Source organism: Stenotrophomonas sp. STEN083 (genome assembly GCF_056759195.1).
Genome location: NZ_JBRRCU010000017.1, coordinates 13,048 through 32,146, shown reverse-complemented (window position 1 = coordinate 32,146; position 19,099 = coordinate 13,048). Strand labels below are relative to the sequence as shown.

Here is a 19,099-nt window from a genome sequence, read left to right as displayed (position 1 = left end):
GAGGAGGCCGCGCATGAAAGCCAGATTGATCGCCACCGGCGAACGCGCGCCGTCGTGGGTTGCGCAGGGGTTTGCCGAGTACCAGAAGCGGCTGTCGCATTGGTTGCCGCTGGAGTTGGTTGAGATTGAACCGGGCCTGCGCGGCAAGGGCCGTGATCCCAAACGCGCGATCGAGGACGAGGGCAAGCGGGTATTGGCCGCGCTTCCCAAAAATCCCTATGTGGTCGCTTTGGACGTGCCGGGCCGGCAGCTCAGCTCCGAGCAACTGGCGCAGCGCTTGGAGCACTGGCGCACGCAGGGGCGCGATCTTGCCTTCCTGATTGGTGGCCCGGAAGGGCACGCGGCGGAAGTATCCGCAGTGGCGGATGAGAAGTGGTCGATAGGCCCGCTGACCTTGCCACATATGCTGGTTCGGCTGGTTGTAGCAGAGCAGTTGTATCGCGCAGCAGCGATGTTGGCCAATCACCCCTACCATCGCGCGTAATTAACGTATAGAATGCGCCTCCCCGCCCGAATAGCTCAGCCGGTTAGAGCACTTGACTGTTAATCAGGGGGTCGTTGGTTCGAGTCCAACTTCGGGCGCCAAGTTTTACAAAAAACCCGCATCGCGAGATGCGGGTTTTTTTTCTGTCATTCAAGCCGCCCCGGCGCGGATCGCGCCGGGGCGGGTGCGTCACTTGAACGTGTACTTGGCGCCAATGGTGTAGTAACGGCCAACCGCACCGCTGTAATGCAGCGGGTTGTAGTTGACTGCGCCGTAGGTCAGCGGATCCAGCGGTGCGATGCGGTCAGTGAGGTTCTGTACCGAACCGAAGATCTCGAACGCATCGGTGGCGCGCCAGCGACCGGACAGGTCGATGGTGTAGAACGAACGCAGTTCGCAACCGCGTGGTGCATCGGAGCCATCGACATAGTGATTGGCACAGCTGTCACCTTCGAAGGCGACGTTGTCCATGCTGCCGATGTAGTTGGCGATGCTGCTGATGCTGAAGCGATCCATGTCCCAGGTCAGGCCGAAGTTGAGACGGTCCTTGGGCGTGCCGATGCAGTTGGTGACATCGCAATTGCCGTGCGTGCCGGCGTACTGGTATACGGTGCCGGTGCCGTCATCGCGCTCGAACGAGTTGATCCGGGTCCACTGCAGGTCCATCAGCAGCTTGCCGTAGTTGCCCAGTGCCACCCGCTGGCGGATGTCGAAGTCAAAACCGCGGATGGTGGTGGAGGCGGAGTTGATGTAGTCGACGCTGACCGCAAGCAGGCTGCCACTGTTGGGGATGCCGGGCAGGTCGTTGTCCGAGCGGATGCCACGGCCGGCAGCCAAGGCCAGATCGGTATCGCCCTGGTTGATCTCGTTGGTGCGTTTGATCTGCCAGGCGTCGAAGGTCATCGTCGTGCTGGAGGTGGGGTCCAGTACCAGGCCGACGGTATAGCTCTTGGACTTCTCCGGCTTCAAGTCGGGATTGGCCGAGGTGATGATGGCGAGGCTGACCGCGCAATCCGCCGCGGTGGCGCCTGGTGCAGGGGTGCCGCCCGGGCAGCGTACCGGATCGCGCGCTGTGCTGAAGGCGGCCAGGCCGCCGTCACCGGCTTCAGCCGGGCCGGGCGCACGGAAGCCTTCGGCATAGGTAGCACGCAGGGCGATCCATTCCGCAGGTGTCCATTTCAAACCAACTTTCGGCGTGGTGGCGGTTTCGCCGTCCTTGTACTTGTCCACGCGCAGGGCGCCGGACAGCTCCAGCGAGTCCAGTACCGGCGCGACCATTTCCGTATACAGCACGCCAACTTCCTGGGTGCCCTTGTAGGCCGAATAGCCGAGGCCGATGATGTCGCCCAGATCGGTGTAGGTCTGTGGGTCGAGGTTGGCTTTCTGGCGACGGTACTCGGCGCCGATTGCAAAGCCCAGCGGACCGCCGGCCAGGTCGGCGAGACTGCGTGATGCTTTGAAGTCGATCATGTCCAGCGTGGTGGAGGCGTTGGCGTGGATGGTTGGCGAAATGTAGTCGTAAAGCGCCTGCGAGTTCTGTCCGGCGTTGGCGCCGATACGCCACCAGCCCACTGGACTGTTCGGGTCGGTCAGCGCGGTGCGGACATGGCTGTAACGCAGGAAACCTTTGCGCTCGTTGACCAGCTGGGTTGCAGAGTGCAGGTAGGCGGTATCGATATCCCAGTCAGCAGCAGTGCCCTTCACGCCAACCAGGAAGCGGGTGAACTCGTTGGTGTTGGTGGTGACGCGCGGGCCAACATCAAAGGCGGCGTAGCGCAGGCGCGCGTCGACGCCCAAGGGGTTGTCGGGGTGGTCAGCGCCCAGCACCGTGGCGCCGGGGCCGCTGCTGGCATTGACCGGGCCACCCGGGTAGCCCCAGGAGCCGGACACGCCACTGGGGGTGTTGTAGAACACGTTCTTCTTCTTCGAGTAGCCGAATTCGCCGTACATCTCGAAGTTGTCAGACAGCACGAAGGTGCCGCGTGCGAACAGGTTGCCGAACTCTTCGCTCGGGCTCAGGCTGCGGAAGTCCTGGGTCTGCCACAGGCAACCACCGCCGGCATCGGCGGGGCTGATACTGGAGAACTGCGAGCAGCCAGGTAATGACTGATAGAGGCCGGTTGCCGGGTCGCGGATGCTGCCGACTGGCGAATTGCCGGCGACGGTACCGTTGGAGGTGATGGCGCCGTTGAGCGGGAAGAACTGGCCACCAGCAACACGATCAAAACCATACGGGCTCAGGTCGCCATTGCCGATCCACTTGCGGTTGCGGCGGTCGGAGATGCGGATGTCGTCGGTCTTGCTGAGGTCGATGCTGACGAAGGCGTTGAAGCCATCGGTATCCAGGTCGCCCACGCCGGCGGTCAGTGATGCCTTGCGCGCGTTGCCATCACTGTCGCCAGAAGTGCCGTAGGAGGCCTTGAGCATGGCGCCGGTGAAGTCGCGGCGCAGGATGATGTTGACTACGCCGGCGATGGCGTCGGAACCGTAGATGGCCGAGGCACCATCCTTCAGTACTTCCACGCGCTCGACCGCATCCATCGGGATGACGCTCAAGTCGGTGAACACCTTCTGGCCGTCATCGGCCAGACCGTAAGGCGCCATGCGCCGACCGTTGAGCAGGACCAGGGTTGAAGCTGCACCGAGGCCGCGTAGAGAAATGCCGGAGCCGCCGCCGGCAAAACCGGTGCCGAAGCTCTTGGGGATGGAGCCGGCGCCGTCGCTGGTCAGCGTCTGCAGGTATTCGGCGATGGTGGCCTTGCCAGTGCGGTCGATTTCCTGCCGGGTGATGACCTGTACCGGCGAGGCGGTTTCGGTGGTTGCGCGTGGGATGTTGGAGCCGGTGACAGTGACCCGGTCCAGGTTGGTGGCCTGTTGTTCCTGCGCCATGGCCAGCGGTGCGCCCGCTGCCAAAGTCAGTGGAACGAGAAGCAAGCGGGTGAGGTTGCCGGTGATTGCGTCGCTAAGACGGTTGCTGCGCGGGTAGGTCAGATGTTTCACGGTCTCTCTCCAGGGAACAGCGGCTAGAAGGCCGCCAATACGCGGCCAAAGAACATCGACGGCCGCGAATCTAGGTTTTCCATGGGTGACGAGGTAGTGAAATAACCGTTAATGGCCACAGGCGGATCTGCGGTTCTTACGGCAGCGTTTAGAAAACGCTGCCGTAAGAGGGTATGTGCCCTGTTCAGCCAAGCTTGAAATCAACCGGGATCAGGCCATAGGCCTGTACCGGACGGCCGCCGTCGGTAGCGGGCTGGAACTTCCAGCGACGCAGCACCTGGCTGCGGGCGGCGTTGTCCAGACTGCGGTTGCCGCTGCTGCGTTCGATGCTGACTTCCAGCGGCGAGCCATCCACATCCACCAGGACCCGCAGCGTCACCGTGCCCTGTGCACCGGCGATCAGTGCATCACGCGGATAGCCAGGTGCTGGAGCATTGAGGTAACGCAGTTGCACGCCTTGCAGTGGTGTGGATGCGCCGATTGGATCGATGGAAGGGCTGTTGTCGATCGCCGGTGCTACATCCACCGGCGCAGTGATGACAGCCTCGGTGGCGAAGATCGGCATCGGTGCGTTGTCCACCGGCGCTGCCAGCGCAGGTTGCCGCGGTGGCGACGGCGTGCGGGTCACCGCTACATCGACCGGCGGTAGGGGCGGGTTGGGGATGATGGGTTTGACGTCGGGGACCTGCCAGCGCTCACGCGCAGCTTCCCTTTGGATGGGCACCTGCGACAGCGGAATCAACAACAAGCCAAGGGCAAACGCGTGCAGGGCCAACGCGGTGCTGTAGGCGAGGATGCGCGAAGGTTCTACGTGCAAGGACGGACTGCGTTGTTGCGTGCGGACCATATTCCACCTCCATGCGTGGGCGTGTGACAGAGAACAACGCGCGATGACACGGGACGGGGTTGCTGATTTGCGTCCCGTGGCTGCAGTGCGCCTTTTATTCAGGCGTTCGGCAAGCGGGGTGATTGTTTCTGGTCAGCTGGCGGACAGCTTGAAGACGCGTCGACTGGCTTTTTAAGGAGCGGCATGAGCCGCGAAGCAGCACGCCATAGTCGCCAATGGTTTCAGTAATGGCAGCTTCGCGGCTCACGCCGCTCCTACAGACGGTTTGATTGCGCGAAACAAAAAACGGCGCCCGTAGGCGCCGTTCCAATTGCAGTCGCCGCGTTGCTCAGCGGCCCAGTTCGAACACCACGTCCAGATTGACCGAGACGGTGGTTTCGCCCGGCGACACCGCGGTATCCATCTCCATCTTGTTGGCGCGGCCGGCGGCCATGGCCATCATCGGCATCGGCCGGAAGCCGCCCTGGCTGCCTTCGGAAATGCTGACGATGCGACGCACGCGCAGACCCAGTGACTTGGCATAGGTTTCGGCGCGGGCCTGGGCCTTCTTCAGCGCGGCCAGACGGGCTTCGTCATAGACCGGTTCCGGCTGGTCGATCTCGAAACTGGGGCCGTTGATCTGGTTTGCGCCCTGTGCAGCCAGGCTGTCCAGCACTTTGCCCAGCTTGCTGATGTCGCGCACCTTCAGGCTGACGGTGTTGCTGGCCTGGTAGCCAGTGATCCTCGGCGCTTCGTTCTCGGCGTAGCGGTACTGCGGGCTGAGGTTGATGCCGCTGGTCTGGATGTCGCGCTCGGCAATGCCCGCGGCCTTGATCGCGGCCATCACCTTGTCCATCTGCACGGCGTTGTCGCGCATGGCGGCGTTGCCATCGGCCGCCTGGGTGACCACCCCGGCAGACAGCGTGGCCACGTCCGGCACCCGGTGGGCTTCGGCCTGAGCGGAGACATTCAACAAGGTCGCGTCGCTGGCAACCACGGCCGGGACGGTTTGGGCATTGGCGGTCATCGAGACTCCAAGAGCGAGAGACAGGGACAGCAGCAGTGGGGCGAGGGCGGTACGGCGCATGGTGATCCTCCTTGGCTGGATCATGAAAATGAACACAGGGCGATGAACGGGTGGTGAGCCATGATGGGGTCACCGTCACTTTGCCAGCAATGCTCATCATTCAGGTTGCTGGCGCGGGTTATGCTTTCACGATGCTTTATCTCGCCTCCCGCTCTCCCCGTCGCAACGAACTGCTGTCCCGCCTCGATGTGCCCTTCCGCGCCCTTGATCTGGAGGTGCCGGAGCAGCGTGCGCCGGGTGAGGCAGCCGAGGCCTATGTGCGTCGGGTTGCGCTGGACAAGGCCAGGGCAGGGCTGGCACTGGTCGCCGATGACCCCCATGCGGTGGTGCTGGGCTCCGATACCGAGGTGGTGCTGGATGACCGGGTCTATGGCAAGCCTGCCGATGCTGCCGATGCGGCGGCCATGCTGGCCTCGCTGGCTGGGCGTACGCACCGGGTGATCACCGTGGTGGCCTTGGCCGCGGCCGGGCGTCATGCGCTGGAGACGGTGGTCTCGGAAGTGACCTTCGCGCCGATGAGCGCGGCACAGATCAAGGCCTATGTCGCCACCTGCGAGCCGATGGGCAAGGCCGGCGGCTATGCCATCCAGGGCGGGGCGGAGCGTTTCATCAGTCATTTGGCCGGCAGCTACTCCGGGGTGATGGGGCTGCCGTTGCAGCAGACCGCCGCGCTGCTGGCGGCATTTGCCGCAGGCGCGGACGACGATTCCATGGACAAGGGGGAATGAAGGACGTGTCTGAAGAAATTCTGGTCAACGTCACCCCGCGCGAAACCCGCGTGGCAGTGATTGAAAACGGCATGTTGCAGGAGCTGCACATCGAGCGCGGCTGGCGCCGTGGTGTGGTTGGCAACATCTACAAGGGCAAGGTGCAGCGGGTGATGCCGGGCATGCAGGCGGCTTTCGTCGAGGTCGGCCTGGACCGTGCTGCGTTCCTGCATGCCAACGACGTGGTGCGGCCGGCGCCGGTGGCGGCCGATACCGACGAGACCGCGCCCAGCCTGCCGCTGCCGTCCTCGGTGCCGATCGTGGAGCTGCTGCGCGATGGCCAGGACGTGGTGGTACAGGTGGTCAAGGACCCGATCAGCACCAAGGGCGCACGCCTGACCACCCAGATCAGCATTCCCTCGCGTTACCTGGTGCTGCTGCCGCAGTCCAAGATGGTCGGGGTTTCGGCCCGCATCGAGGATGAGGGCGAGCGCGCCCGCTTGAAGTCGCTGGTCACCGAGATCTCGGCCCAGCACGGTGGCTACGGCTATATCGTGCGCACCAATGCCGAAGGCCAGCCGGCCGAGGCTTTGGCCGAAGACATCTCCTACCTGTCGCGGGTCTGGGCAGTGGTGGAGCGGCGCGGACGCGAAGCGCCGCCGTGCAGCATCATCTATGAAGACCTGAGCCTGCCGTTGCGCTCGGTGCGCGACTTGATCCGCAAGGACGTAGACAAGGTCAAGGTCGATTCCAAGGAAACCTTTGGCCAGCTGCAGGCCTTCGTCGCCAAGTACATGCCGGTGCTGGGCGAGAAGCTGGAGCTATATACCGGGGATCGCCCGATCTTCGATATGTTCGGGGTCGAGGATGAAATCGTCCGCGCCTTGAACAAGCAGGTGCCGCTCAAGTCCGGTGGCTACCTGGTCATCGACCAGACCGAGGCGATGACCACCATCGACGTCAATACCGGTTCCTTCGTCGGCCAGCGCAATCTGGAAGAAACCGTGTTCCGCACCAACCTGGAGGCGGCGCAGACTGTGGCGCGGCAGCTGCGGCTGCGCAATCTGGGCGGCATCATCATCATCGACTTCATCGACATGGATGATGCCGAGCATCGCCGTCAGGTATTGCGCACGCTGGAAAAGGCGCTTGCGCGTGACCATGCCAAGACCACGGTGTACGACTTCTCGCCGCTGGGTCTGGTGGAAATGACCCGCAAGCGCACGGTGGAAAGCCTGGAACGGCAGTTGTCGGAAACCTGCCCGCAGTGCAGTGGTCGTGGCAGCATCAAGACCGCCGAAACCGTCACCTACGAAATCTTCCGTGAGATCACCCGCGCGGTGCGCCAGTTCGAGGCGGCACGCTTGCTGGTGATTGCCTCGAGCAAGGTGGTCGCGCGCATCACCGATGAAGAGTCGGCAGCGGTGGCCGAGCTGGAGGAGTTCCTCGGCAAGAGCATCCGCTTCCAGGCCGATGACCAGTACCTGCAGGAGCAGTTCGATGTCGTACTGCTCTGAACGCGCTCACTTCGCGGCACGGAAGCACGAAGTGAGCTGATGACCACGCTGTTGCGCCACCGCCTACGCCGCTTCCGTCGCTACGCCTTGATGGCATTGGCGATCGCGTTGGTGTGCGTGGCTTTGCTGGTCGGTACTGTCAGCCAGCTGCTGCCGATGGTGGAGGCGCACCCGGACAAGGTGGCCGCCTGGTTGAGTGAACGTGCCGGGCAACCGGTGGCGTTCGATAAGCTGGACACCCGCTGGACCCGGCGCGGCCCGATCCTGCAGCTTGATGGTTTGCGGGTGGGGCAGGGCGAAGGCGTACGCATCGGCCAGGCTGAAGTACTGGTGGCGGTGTATTCGGGCCTTCTGCCCGGCGCGCCGCTGACCGAGCTGCGACTGCGCGGGTTGGCGTTGACGCTGCAACGGGCTGAAGACGGCCGTTGGTCGGTGCGGGGTCTGCCCGAGTCCAAGACCGGTGGCGATCCACTGGACGCCCTGCGCAGGCTGGGCGAGCTGCAGGTGATTGGCGGTCAACTGCAGGTGCAGGCGCCGTCGATCGGCCTGCAGACCCGCATCCCACGCATCGACCTGCGCCTGCGCGTGGACGGTGAGCGTGTGCGGGTAGGGGCCAAGGGCTGGATTGATACCAAGGCTGCGCCGGTTACCGCGGTATTGGATTTTCAGCGCCAACGCGGTGATGGCCAGGCTTGGTTCTCGGCCGATCCGGCCGAGCTGGGGGCGTGGTCCGAATTGCTGAAGTTTGCCGGGGTGCAGCTGCGCCAGGGCAAGGGCGAACTGCAGAGCTGGGTACAGCTGCAGGACAACCGCGTAGTGGCGGTCAGCGCCGAAGGCGAGCTGGACGGTGTGCAACTTGCTGGTGTGCCGTTGCAGGGCGCTGCCGCGCCGAGTGTTGCCTTCAACAAGCTGCAACTACGCGCGCGTTGGAAAGCGATTGATGGCGGCTGGAGGCTGGACGCGCCTACCCTGCGGATCGCCACCGACAGCACTACCCAGTCATTGGACGGCTTGCTGCTGGCCGGTGGTAAAAACTATGCGGTGCAGGGCAAGCAGCTCGATGCCGGCCCGCTGCTGCAGGTACTTGCGCTCAGTGACCGCTTGGAGCCCGGCCTGCGGAACTGGCTGCATCGTTCCAAGCCGTCGTTGAAATTTGCCGATATCAGCCTGCTTGGTACCGCCGCTGGCCCCTTGCGCGCCAGCGGCGAACTTCTGGATGCAAGCTTTGCGCCGGTGGCAGGCAGCCCCGGCGTCAGTGGTCTGCGCGGCCATTTTGAAGGCGATGCTCAGGCGTTTTCACTGGTTCTGAAGCCCGATCACGTGGTGCGCTTTGATTGGCCGACTGGCTTTGGCGTGCTGCATGAGCTGCAGCTTTCCGGCGATCTGGTCGGTTGGCGCGAAGGTGCCGGTTGGCAGATAGGGACGCCTGCGCTGCGGGTGCAGGGCCAGAACTATGCCGCCGACGTACGTGGCGGCCTGTGGTTCCAGGGCGACGGCACCCGGCCATGGATCAGCTTGGCTGCCAAGATCGATGATGTGCCGATGACCGCTGCCAAGCAGTTCTGGGTGCGCTCAAGCATGAGCGATGCGGCGATCGAGTGGCTGGATGCGGCACTGGTGGGTGGCACCCTGCGCGGGGGCACCGGTCTGGCTGTCGGTGACCTGGACGACTGGCCGTTCACCGGCAACAACGGTCGCTTCGAGGCGGGCGGGCATATCGATGATGGCTCGATCCGCTTCCAGCAGGATTGGCCACTGATGCAGCGCGTCAATGCCGATATCAACTTCATCGGCGGTGGTTTTGATTTGAATGGCCGCGGCGATCTGGCCGGGGTCAAGGTGGATCGCCTGCGTGCGGGTATCGCCAGCTTTGCCGAGTCCAAGCTGGTGGTACAGGCCAGCACCGTTGACGAAAGCGCGCGCCTGCTGGCGATGCTGCGACAGAGTCCATTGCAGGCCAGTTACGGCGACACCTTGGATAATCTGACGGTGGCTGGCCCGGCGGAGGTCAATTTCGATCTGCTGCTGCCGCTGCACCACGATGGTGGGGGGCATCTGCTGGGCGACGTCGATCTGCGCGACGTGCGTATGGCCGACAAACGTTGGGACCTGCAGTTCGAGGGTGTGCGCGGCAAGGCCCAGTACAGCAGCGATGGTTTCGATGCGCCGGCCCTGCAGGTACGCCATCAGGAACGTGACGGAATGCTTGCGCTGCGCGCCGGCAAGCCGGTCAAGGACCCCGCGCATGCCTTCGAGGCCGAGTTGAGTGCGGATCTGGATGCGGGCAAGTTGCTGGATCGTGCGCCGGAGCTGGCTTGGCTCAAACCCTATGTGCACGGCACCTCGGCATGGACGGTCGGCGTAAGCCTGCCCAAGGAGCAGGCTGGCGTGCGCACTGGCCCGCCAACCCTGCTGACCCTGCGTTCGGATCTGCAGGGCACCCGCCTGCAGTTGCCCGCGCCATTGAACAAGCCGGCCGCCGATGCCTTGGCAACCACCGTGCAGGCGGCCTTGCCGATGGGGGCGGGGCGGATCGATGTGTCCTTCGGCAAGCTGATGGCCTTGGCTGCACGTAGCCAGAACGGCAAGACTGGCGTGCAGGTCACGATGGGCAGCGACACCGTCGATCACGAGCCGCCGGCCGATGGTCTGGTGGTCAACGGCCGCACCCCCTCGCTGGACGCGCTGGAGTGGATCAGTCTGGCGCGCGGCGGTGATAGCGACGGCAGCGACGGTGGCGTGGCGCTCAAGCAGGTTGATGTATTGGCTGATCAGCTGTTGATGGTGGGCGGGCGTTTCGCGCAGACCCGGCTGCAGTTGCGGCCCGGCGCCGATGCGGTTGCCGTGCAGCTTGATGGGCCCGCACTGGCGGGCAACCTGCGCGTACCTACCGCCGATGGCGGCACGGTGAGTGGGCAGCTGGCACGGGTCTATTGGCAGGCAGCGACGGCGGCAACGACCGAGTCCAGTGACACGCCGGCCGAACCGATGAACCCGGCAAATATCCCGCCGTTGGCACTGGATATCGACGACCTGCAGTTCGCCACGATCAAGCTTGGCCAGACCCGTCTGCGCACGCGCCCGACCAGTGACGGTCTGCAGGTGCAGGAGCTGGCAATCCGCGCGCCCAAGCAGGTCATCGATGTGCACGGCGAGTGGCGCGGCATGGGCGCGCAGGCCCGGACCCAGGCAACGGCGCAGGTACAGAGCGAAGACCTGGGCGACCTGTTGCAGCGTCTCGGCTATGCAGGGCAGCTGCGTGACGGCCAGGGCAAGGTGAATCTGCAGGCTGGCTGGCAAGGCGGTCCGATGGCTTTCAACCTGGCCACGCTGGAGGGCGGCATGGACATGAACCTGCGAAACGGGCAGCTGTTGGAAGTGGACCCCGGCGCCGGACGCGTGCTTGGCCTGCTCAGCGTGGCGCAGCTGCCACGGCGCCTGTTGTTTGACTTCCGCGACCTGTTTTCCAAGGGTTTGGCGTTCAACCATGTTGAGGGTGCGATGCGCTTCGGCAACGGCCAGGCCAGTACCGACAAGATCGCCATCGAGGCGCCAGCGGCGGAGATCACCATCCGCGGCCAGGCTGATCTGGTTGCCCAGCAATTCAACCAGACCATTGATGTGAACCCGCGCTCGGGCAACCTGCTCACGGTGGTGGGGGCGGTGGCCGGTGGTCCGGTGGGTGCGGCAGTGGGCGCTGCGGCCAACGCGGTGCTGGGCAAGCCACTGGGCGAGATCGGCTCCAAGACCTATAAGGTGACCGGGCCATGGAAAGATCCCAAGGTCGAAGTGCTGGATCGTGACGCCGCCCGTCTGCCGCCCCCGCTGGTTACGCCCGGCGCCGCCAGCAACCCCTGAATCAGTGCAGGCTTGCAAGAGGCAGGCCTGCCCCCATCTGGATAGGCATGACCGAAAACGCTCTCACGCTCGCCGAAACCCGTCTGCTGCTGCCCGCAGGACTGGACGCCAATCGCCTTGAACGCACCTTCGGCACCTTGCTGGGGCCGGGCATCGATTTCGGTGACCTGTACTTCCAGCATTCGCGCCGCGAGAGTTGGAGCGTTGAGGACGGCATCGTCAAGGACGGTGCGCATTCGATCGAGCAGGGCGTGGGCGTGCGCGCTATTGCCGGCGAAAAGACCGGCTTTGCGTATTCGGACGACATCCAGCCGGCGGCCCTGCTGGCTGCCGCACAGTCTGCGCGTGCCATTTCCCGCGAGGGTGGAGAGCAGAATGTGCGTTCGCTGGTACGCGGCACTGCGCGCGCGCTGTACCCGGCGCTGGACCCGGTGGATAGCATCGGCAACGAGACCAAGGTGGAAGTGCTCAAGCGCCTGGACCGCTACCTGCGTGCGGCTGATACCCGCGTGCAGCAGGTGATGGTGAGCCTGTCCGGCGGCGTCGATACGGTGCTGATCGCGCGCAGCGACGGTGTGCTTGCCGCTGACGTGCGTCCGCTGGTGCGTTTGAACGTGCAGGTCATCGTTGAGCAGGGCGGTCGCCGCGAATCCGGCTATGCCGGCGGTGGCGGTCGCTACAGCTATGAAGAATTGTTTGCCGGTGATCGACCGGAAGCCTTCGCCCGCGAAGCGCTGCGCCAGGCGCTGGTGAATCTGGAAGCCATTCCAGCGCCTGCTGGTGTGATGCCGGTAGTGCTTGGCCCGGGTTGGCCCGGCGTGCTGTTGCACGAGGCGGTAGGCCACGGACTGGAAGGCGACTTCAACCGCAAGGGCACCAGCGTCTACGCCGGTCGTATCGGCGAGCGCGTGGCATCGCCGGGCGTGACCATCGTCGATGACGGCACCCTCGACGGCCGCCGTGGTTCCCTGAACATCGACGACGAGGGCACCCCGACCCAGTGCACCACGCTGATCGAGGACGGCATCCTGGTCGGCTACATGCAGGACACGCTCAACGCGCGCCTGATGGGCGTTGCGCCGACCGGTAATGGCCGCCGAGAGTCGTTCGCGCACATGACCATGCCGCGCATGACCAATACGTACATGCGTGCAGGCAACCATGACCCGGAGGAGATGATCCGTTCGGTGAAGAAGGGCCTGTACGCGGTCAACTTCGGCGGTGGCCAGGTCGACATCACCAGCGGCAAGTACGTGTTCTCGGCGACCGAGGCCTACCTGATCGAAGACGGCAAGATCACTGCGCCGGTGAAGGGTGCGACCCTGATCGGCAATGGCCCTGAAACCATGCAGAAGGTACGCATGGTCGGCAACGATCTGGCACTGGATGAAGGTGTGGGTATCTGCGGCAAGGACGGGCAGAGCGTGCCGGTCGGTGTCGGCCAGCCGTCGTTGCTGATTGATGGGCTGACGGTGGGTGGTACGCAGGCTTGAGGGGCGGCTAAAGCTGAAGAGCCCCCCTCATCCGCCCCTTGCGGGGCACCTTCTCCCGCATGCGGGAGAAGGGATTGAGTCACTGCTGTTTGAGCGAAATTCGGGCCAGCCCCGAATGCCAGCATTCCCTTCTCCCGTAAGCGGGAGAAGGTGCCCCGCAAGGGGCGGATGAGGGGAGCTTTTCGCTACAGAACCAAATCCGCAGTAAATCCCCTCAACCCAGATCAATCCTGCTCGTCGTCGCCATCCACATCATCAGCATCGTCATCATCGCCGCCAACTTCCGCAGCTGCGCTCAATACCGGCACCAGCATCAGCTCGCGCAGTACCTGGTAGATCTCGCGGTAGGCGCGCGGCGGCTTGTTCTTGGCCTTCTCGGCCAGTGCGTTGCGCACCAGCGTGCGCAGGCCCTGACGGTCGGCCTCCGGATGCTCGTCCAGCAGCTCGCCCAGGGCGACATCGCCCTCAGCCAGCAGTCGCTCACGCCAGCGCTCCATGCGGTGCATGATCGCCACTTCGCGGCGCGAGGTCTCGCTGTTGGCGTCCAGTGCGTTGCGGATCGCGTCCAGCGTCTCGTCTTCCTCGCGGCGCATCTGCTTGGCCAGGAACGCCAACTGGCGCTTGCGCGCACCATGCGAGGTGATCCGCTTGGTGTACTCGATGTGTTCCAGCAGGCCTTCCGGGATCGGCAGGCGCGCAAGCTGAGCCGGGGTCAGCTCCACCAGGGTTTCGCCCAGCGCCAGCACTTCCAGCGCTTCGCGCCGGTTCTGGCTACGGCTCTCGCCCAAAAATTCACCGGTTTCTTGATCGCGTCCGCGCATCGCACTGCTACCTACTAAACTTCATGACAGGAAAGCCTGGCGCTCGCCGGGCTCCACGAAAAATCCACGTCACGCCGCCGCCAGTCATGCAAGACCGGGCAGATGTGAAGGGATTTGGCCACCAAGGATAAAGCATTGAACGCCATTAGCACCCATAAGCCTGCCGCCGACGACAGCCTGCAGCGCCTGGAACGCCTGACCGGTATCTCCCAGCGGCTGCTGGAACGGGCCCGCGCCATGGGCGCCAGCCAAGCCGAGGTCAGCTGCAGCGAGGACCGCGGGCTGGATGTGAACGTGCGCTTGGGCGAGGTGGAGACGGTCGAAGCCACCCACGACCGCGGTATCGCGGTGACGGTGTACTTCGGTCAGCGCAAGGGCAGTGCCAGCACCGCCGACCTGCAGGAAGCCAGTCTGGAGGCCACCGTGGCCCAGGCCTGCGCGATTGCCCGGCATACCGAGGACGATCCGGCCTCTGGCCTGGCCGACCCGGCGCTGATGGCCACCGAATTCCCGGATCTGGACAGCTGGCACCCGTGGGAGCTGAGCGCCGAGCAGGCGCTGGACCTGGCGCTGGCCTGTGAATCGGCCGGTCGCGATAGCGACAGCCGCATCAGCAACTCCGATGGTGCCTCGGCGTCCACCGCCCAGAGCGTGTCGGTGTATGCCAACTCGCACGGCTTCATCGGCCGTGACCGCAGCAGCCACCATTCCATCGGTTGTGCGCTGATCGCCGGCCAGGGTGACGGTATGCAACGCGATGGCTGGTATACCAGCGCCATCGCCCGCGAAGATCTGGACGATCCGGCGGCGGTAGGCCTACGCGCCGCCGAGCGCACCGTTGCCCGACTGCAGCCGCGTTCGCTACCAACCGGTGAGGTGCAGGTGTTGTTCGCCGCGGAAATGGCGCGTTCGCTGATCGGCCATCTGCTCAGCGCAGTCTCCGGTGGCGCCTTGTATCGCCGTGCCAGCTTCCTGCTCGACAGTGTGGACACCCAGCTGTTCCCGGACTGGTTTGCCATCGATGAACTGCCGCTGCTGCATCGCGGCCTACGCTCCAGTTCCTATGATGGCGAAGGTGTTGCGACCCGCAACTCAGCCTTGATTACCGATGGTGTATTGCAGCGTTACATCCTGGGCAGTTATTCAGCACGCAAGCTCGGCCTGCAGACCACGGCCAACGCTGGTGGCGTCCATAACCTGAAAGTGAAGGCCAATGCCGGCGACCGTGCCTCCGTGCTGTCGGGTATGGGCACGGGGCTGCTGGTGACCGAGCTGATGGGGCAGGGCGTCAATGGCATCACCGGCGACTACTCGCGCGGTGCCGGTGGTTTCTGGGTGGAGAACGGGAAGATCGCCTACCCGGTGGACGGCATCACCATCGCCGGCAACCTCAAGCAGATGTTTGCCGGCATTGAAGCGGTAGGGAGCGATGTGGACAAGCGTTCGCATGTTTCCACCGGCTCGATCCTGGTAGGGAAGATGACCGTGGCAGGTAATGATTGACGCAGTCTTGGTAAACAGCGGACTATTCTTATGTGGAAGTTAACGTACTTCCTATAGCTGTCTACCTTTATGGATAAGCCCTTTACAAGGATCTTGGGGAAACAATGAGCGATTACCAGACCACTCCGCCGCCGGCACCGACCAGCGCAGGCGCTTCCGACGACAACAGCATTGCGATGCTGGTGCACCTGTCGGGCATCTTTTTCAGCTTCATCGTGCCGTTGATCGTTTGGCTGATCAACAAGGACAAGCCGGAAAAGGCCTTCTTGAACGCCAACTCCAAGGAAGCGCTGAACTTCCAGCTGACCTTGCTGGGCGCCTACTTCATCAGCGGCATCCTGATGGTCGTGCTGATTGGCTTCCTGACCTATGCCGTGGCGTGGATCGGTGGCCTGGTGTTCGCGATTCTTGCTGGCCTGGCCGCCAACAAGGGCGAGACCTACCGCTACCCGATGACCATCCGCCTGATCAAGTAATCGGCGCGATGTTTGTCTGACAAAAAGCCCGGGGATTCCCGGGCTTTTTGCTGTCTGCAGTGTTTTTTTCCTCCCTTTCGCGTAGCGAAGGGGAGGGTCGGGAGGAGGGCTTTGCTTTGCGTTGTAGGTTTGTGAACTTCGCGACTTACGCCGCTCCTACAAACGCTGCGGCTGGTCAATGCGTGCGGCGCACCGTCAGCTCAGCCAATGCCGACAATGCCGCCGCGCGCTGGCCAAACGGAATCAACGCTGCCTGCATCGCCGTTGCCAGCTCGACCAATGTGGCCTTGGCCCCTTCCATGCCCAATAACGACGGGAAGGTCGACTTGTCCTGCGCCTGGTCCTTGCCGGCGGTCTTGCCCAGTTGCTCGGAGCTGGCCTCGACGTCGAGGATGTCGTCGCGGACCTGGAAGGCCAGGCCCAGGGTGTCAGCGAAGCTGTCCAGCTGTGCAAGCTGGGCATCACTGGCCTCGCCACACAACGCGCCCATGCGCACCGCCGCGCGGATCAGCGCGCCGGTCTTCAGGGAATGCATGTGCTTGAGGTCATCCAACGCTTGCTGTCGACCGGTGGCGTCGATATCCAACGCCTGCCCACCGCACATGCCGGCCGCACCGGATGCACCCGCCAGCGTCTTGATGCAATTCAAGGCCAATGCCGGTGGCATCCAGGCGTCGGCGAGGATTTCGAAGGCGCGGGTCTGCAAGGCATCACCGGCGAGGATCGCGGTGGCCTCGTCAAAGGCTTTATGGGTGGTCGGGCGGCCGCGGCGCAGGTCATCATCGTCCATTGCCGGCAGGTCGTCGTGCACCAGCGAATAGGCGTGGATGAGCTCGACCGCTACCGCAGCAGCATCAAGGCGCGCTTCTTCAGCCGCGAACAGGTAGCCGGCGGCATAGACCAGCATAGGCCGCATCCGCTTGCCGCCACCCAGTGCGGCATAGCGCATGGCCTGGTGCAGGCGCTGCGGGGCAAGCGCCGGGTCGGGCAGGGCGTCTTGCAGCTGTTCTTCGGTGCGTTCCAACCAGCGGGTGAGCAGGGCGTCAGTCTTCATTGCCGTTGCTTTCAAAGGGCTCGGATTTCTCTGGTTGGGCCGGGTCGGTAACCAGGCGGACGCGCAGCTCGGCCTGCTCCAGCGCCTGCTGGCACTGGCGGTACAGACCTACGCCACGTTCGTAAGCGGTCAGCGACTGGTCCAGACTCAGGTCGCCGGCTTCCATCTTCTCTACCAGCTGTTCCAGTTCTTCAAGCGATTGCTCGAAGTGGGCCACCGGTGAGGTTTCATTGGGGGACTTTTTTGCCATGGCGCAAGTGTGAGCGGCCAGCAGGAAAGGGTCAATTCACCCGATCTGGCGGTTGCCATTGCAGCGAGGCACCGTGTGCCTGCAGCCATGCCTGCAGCGGCGCGGAAATGACCCGGTCAGCTGCTGCCAGCACGGTGTTGCCAGTGCATAGCAGCGGCAACTCCGCGCGCAGCCACGGAGGCACATCGGCTTGCTGCAGGCAGTGCTTGAGCTGGTGGCTGTGGCTGCGCCCCGGCAGTTGGATGCGCTCGCCGCCTTGGCGTTGGCGCAGCTGCACCGGCTGGTCAAAGGCCCTGGCGCCATGCAGCAGGAGTTTGCCGCCATCCGGAAGTTCGGCTGGTTCGCTGCCGGTCCACTGGCGGGTCCAGCCCTCTGGCCAGGGTTTGGGCAAAGGTAACGCATGCAGCTGGTCACGCCAGCGCACGATGCGGGATTGCTGCCAGCGGAACTCAGCCTGTTGGTGATGCCCAGCGGCCAACAGCTGCTGCTGGATCGCCAGCACCCCGTTGCCGGGAAGTGCTGGCAGCCCCCGCTGGTTCACCCACAAGCGCAGTACGCGGGATTGCTGTGCGGGTGCGAGCAGGTTCAATGCGGCGAGCTGCAACGCTCCGTCCGGGTCCAGGCAATGCTGCAGAAGGGCTGCATCATTTTCATGAAGCAGTTCCGCGGCCTGTGCCGCCAACTCGGCGCTGCGCGCCAGTGCGGCGCTGGCATGTGGCCAGCGTTGACGCAGTAGCGGCAGTACCTGCAGGCGCAGGAAATTTCGGTCGAAATCGGCGCTGTCATTGCTGGGGTCTTCGATCCAGTGCAAGCCATGCTGCCTGGCGTAGGTTTCCAATGCCGAGCGTGGCAGCTGCAACAGTGGCCGCCATAGCATGTTGGCACCGAAGCTGCGCAGTGCCTGCATCGCGCCCAGCCCATCGACGCCTGCGCCGCGCAATGCACGCAGCAGAAAGGTTTCCGCCTGGTCGTCCTGGTGATGGGCCAGTGCGAGCCATTCGCCTTTGCGCAGGTGGGCTTTGAACGCGCCATGGCGGGCGTCGCGGGCAGCTGCTTCCAGGCCTTGGCCTGTGTCGCGCGGAACCTCGACATGCACGACCTGCAGCGGGATGTTCCAGTGTGCGCAGAGGCTGCCGCAGTGTTGTTGCCAGTCATCGGCAACTGACTGCAGGCCGTGATGCACATGCAGTGCGCGCAGGCCGCCTGGCTGGCGACGGGGGGAATTGGCGAGCAGGTGCAGCAGCACGGTGGAATCCAGACCACCACTGAAGCCGACCATCACCGGGATGTCGGTTGCGGGCTGCAACAGGGAAGAGGAAAGCGGGTTCATGACCGCGCCGAGTATCGGCGGCAGCGGCGATGGCTGCAATTGTGGGTGCCAGATGTTGTGGGAGCGGCGTCAGCCGCGAAGCAGATGGACCATCCGATTGCAGGCTGGCTGGCGATTCCATTGATACCAGCTTTGCGGCTGACGCCGCTCCTACAAAGTCGTGCAGAGCCTGGTCAGGGGAGGGCTTTGCCTTGGCGATCAATGCGGTAGTGCTTGCCGCCTTCGATGGCGGTGTGGCCGCCGGGGTCGGGTTTGCCTGGTGCGCAGTCTTGGCAGACTTCGGCGCTGCCGTCCTTGAATGGCCAGCCCCAATCGAAGCGGGCTGCGAAAGCAGGCTGCAGTTGGCGATCGTAGTAGCCGATCTGGCCATCGACCATGGATCGGGTCAGACCTTCCTCGAAGTAATCCGGGCCGTTGTCGTAGGTGATCACCGGCAGGTGGCGGCCATCGCGACGCAGGTAGTAGTGCTGCTTGCCGGCAATGACCGAGGTCAGCCCATCAGCATCGTATTCAAGCTGCGCCAGTGCCGTCTCGGCGACGATCAGCCTGCCATCGGCGGTCCGCTTGCAGCCTTCCAGAATCTTGAACGCATCGGTGTCCATCCGGTAGCAGGCCTCATCGGCCAGCGCGATCGCTGGCAGCGAGACCAGTGACAGCATTGCTGCCACTGGCCACCCGGCACGTTGCCGGAGC

Annotated in this window: 15 protein-coding genes and 1 tRNA gene; 8 read left to right on the top strand and 8 right to left on the bottom strand. The window is 64.1% G+C overall.

Annotated features, from left to right (window positions below; genetic code table 11):
* Positions 1-13: 13 nt before the first annotated feature.
* Complete coding sequence (gene rlmH / locus ACVOK8_RS07580; RefSeq protein WP_282269795.1) at positions 14-484, top strand: 23S rRNA (pseudouridine(1915)-N(3))-methyltransferase RlmH; 471 nt, start codon at positions 14-16, stop codon at positions 482-484.
* Positions 485-508: 24 nt separating this feature from the next.
* Positions 509-585: transfer RNA gene (locus ACVOK8_RS07575), tRNA-Asn, on the top strand.
* A gap of 88 nt (positions 586-673) precedes the next feature.
* Here ACVOK8_RS07575 and ACVOK8_RS07570 read toward each other — a convergent pair.
* From ACVOK8_RS07570 to ACVOK8_RS07560, 3 genes are all read right to left on the bottom strand, one after another.
* Positions 674-3,484, bottom strand: coding sequence for a TonB-dependent receptor (locus ACVOK8_RS07570; RefSeq protein ID WP_481566295.1), 2,811 nt, complete (start codon positions 3,482-3,484; stop codon positions 674-676).
* A 184-nt stretch (positions 3,485-3,668) separates the two neighbouring features.
* Positions 3,669-4,331, bottom strand: a complete 663-nt coding sequence (locus ACVOK8_RS07565; RefSeq protein WP_481566294.1) for an energy transducer TonB — start codon at positions 4,329-4,331, stop codon at positions 3,669-3,671.
* A gap of 328 nt (positions 4,332-4,659) precedes the next feature.
* The gene (locus ACVOK8_RS07560; protein ID WP_481566293.1) at positions 4,660-5,397 is read right to left on the bottom strand and encodes an SIMPL domain-containing protein; all 738 of its coding nucleotides are present in this window, start codon (positions 5,395-5,397) and stop codon (positions 4,660-4,662) included.
* Positions 5,398-5,528: 131 nt separating this feature from the next.
* Between ACVOK8_RS07560 and ACVOK8_RS07555 the strand changes: the two genes are divergently transcribed.
* Genes ACVOK8_RS07555 through tldD form a run of 4 tightly spaced genes read left to right on the top strand, consistent with a single transcriptional unit; the run spans position 5,529 to position 12,972 of the window.
* Positions 5,529-6,125: a Maf family nucleotide pyrophosphatase gene (locus ACVOK8_RS07555; RefSeq protein WP_481566292.1), complete on the top strand. Its 597-nt coding sequence runs from the start codon at positions 5,529-5,531 to the stop codon at positions 6,123-6,125.
* Positions 6,126-6,130: 5 nt separating this feature from the next.
* Positions 6,131-7,621, top strand: coding sequence for a ribonuclease G (gene rng, locus ACVOK8_RS07550; RefSeq protein WP_057627141.1), 1,491 nt, complete (start codon positions 6,131-6,133; stop codon positions 7,619-7,621).
* A gap of 39 nt (positions 7,622-7,660) precedes the next feature.
* Positions 7,661-11,479 (top strand): YhdP family protein, encoded by a 3,819-nt coding sequence (locus ACVOK8_RS07545; protein ID WP_481566291.1) that lies wholly within the window; start codon positions 7,661-7,663, stop codon positions 11,477-11,479.
* Positions 11,480-11,526: 47 nt separating this feature from the next.
* Positions 11,527-12,972, top strand: coding sequence for a metalloprotease TldD (gene tldD, locus ACVOK8_RS07540; protein WP_481566290.1), 1,446 nt, complete (start codon positions 11,527-11,529; stop codon positions 12,970-12,972).
* A gap of 224 nt (positions 12,973-13,196) precedes the next feature.
* On the opposite strand, the gene yjgA is transcribed toward tldD, so the two are convergent.
* A complete protein-coding gene (gene yjgA / locus ACVOK8_RS07535; protein ID WP_481566289.1) occupies positions 13,197-13,793 on the bottom strand; it encodes a ribosome biogenesis factor YjgA in 597 nt (198 codons plus the stop codon).
* Positions 13,794-13,928: 135 nt separating this feature from the next.
* Here yjgA and pmbA point away from each other — a divergent pair, with 135 nt between their 5' ends.
* Both pmbA and ACVOK8_RS07525 read left to right on the top strand, forming a co-directional pair.
* Entirely contained in the window at positions 13,929-15,296 is a 1,368-nt protein-coding gene (gene pmbA / locus ACVOK8_RS07530; protein ID WP_481566288.1) for a metalloprotease PmbA, read from the top strand.
* Positions 15,297-15,400: 104 nt separating this feature from the next.
* Positions 15,401-15,772, top strand: a complete 372-nt coding sequence (locus tag ACVOK8_RS07525) for a DUF4870 domain-containing protein (protein WP_481508404.1) — start codon at positions 15,401-15,403, stop codon at positions 15,770-15,772.
* A 175-nt stretch (positions 15,773-15,947) separates the two neighbouring features.
* Here ACVOK8_RS07525 and ACVOK8_RS07520 read toward each other — a convergent pair whose 3' ends face one another.
* The 4 genes from ACVOK8_RS07520 to ACVOK8_RS07505 form a co-directional block, all read right to left on the bottom strand.
* Positions 15,948-16,826 carry a polyprenyl synthetase family protein gene (locus ACVOK8_RS07520; protein ID WP_481566287.1) on the bottom strand — a complete coding sequence of 293 codons (879 nt, stop codon included), beginning with the start codon at positions 16,824-16,826 and terminating at the stop codon, positions 15,948-15,950.
* A complete protein-coding gene (locus tag ACVOK8_RS07515; protein WP_481566286.1) occupies positions 16,816-17,076 on the bottom strand; it encodes an exodeoxyribonuclease VII small subunit in 261 nt (86 codons plus the stop codon). The genes ACVOK8_RS07520 and ACVOK8_RS07515 overlap by 11 nt, the downstream gene beginning before the upstream one ends.
* A gap of 31 nt (positions 17,077-17,107) precedes the next feature.
* A complete protein-coding gene (gene tilS, locus ACVOK8_RS07510) occupies positions 17,108-18,406 on the bottom strand; it encodes a tRNA lysidine(34) synthetase TilS (protein ID WP_481566285.1) in 1,299 nt (432 codons plus the stop codon).
* Between the two features lie 173 nt (positions 18,407-18,579).
* Entirely contained in the window at positions 18,580-19,065 is a 486-nt protein-coding gene (locus ACVOK8_RS07505; RefSeq protein WP_481566284.1) for a WG repeat-containing protein, read from the bottom strand.
* Between the last annotated feature and the right edge of the window lie 34 nt (positions 19,066-19,099).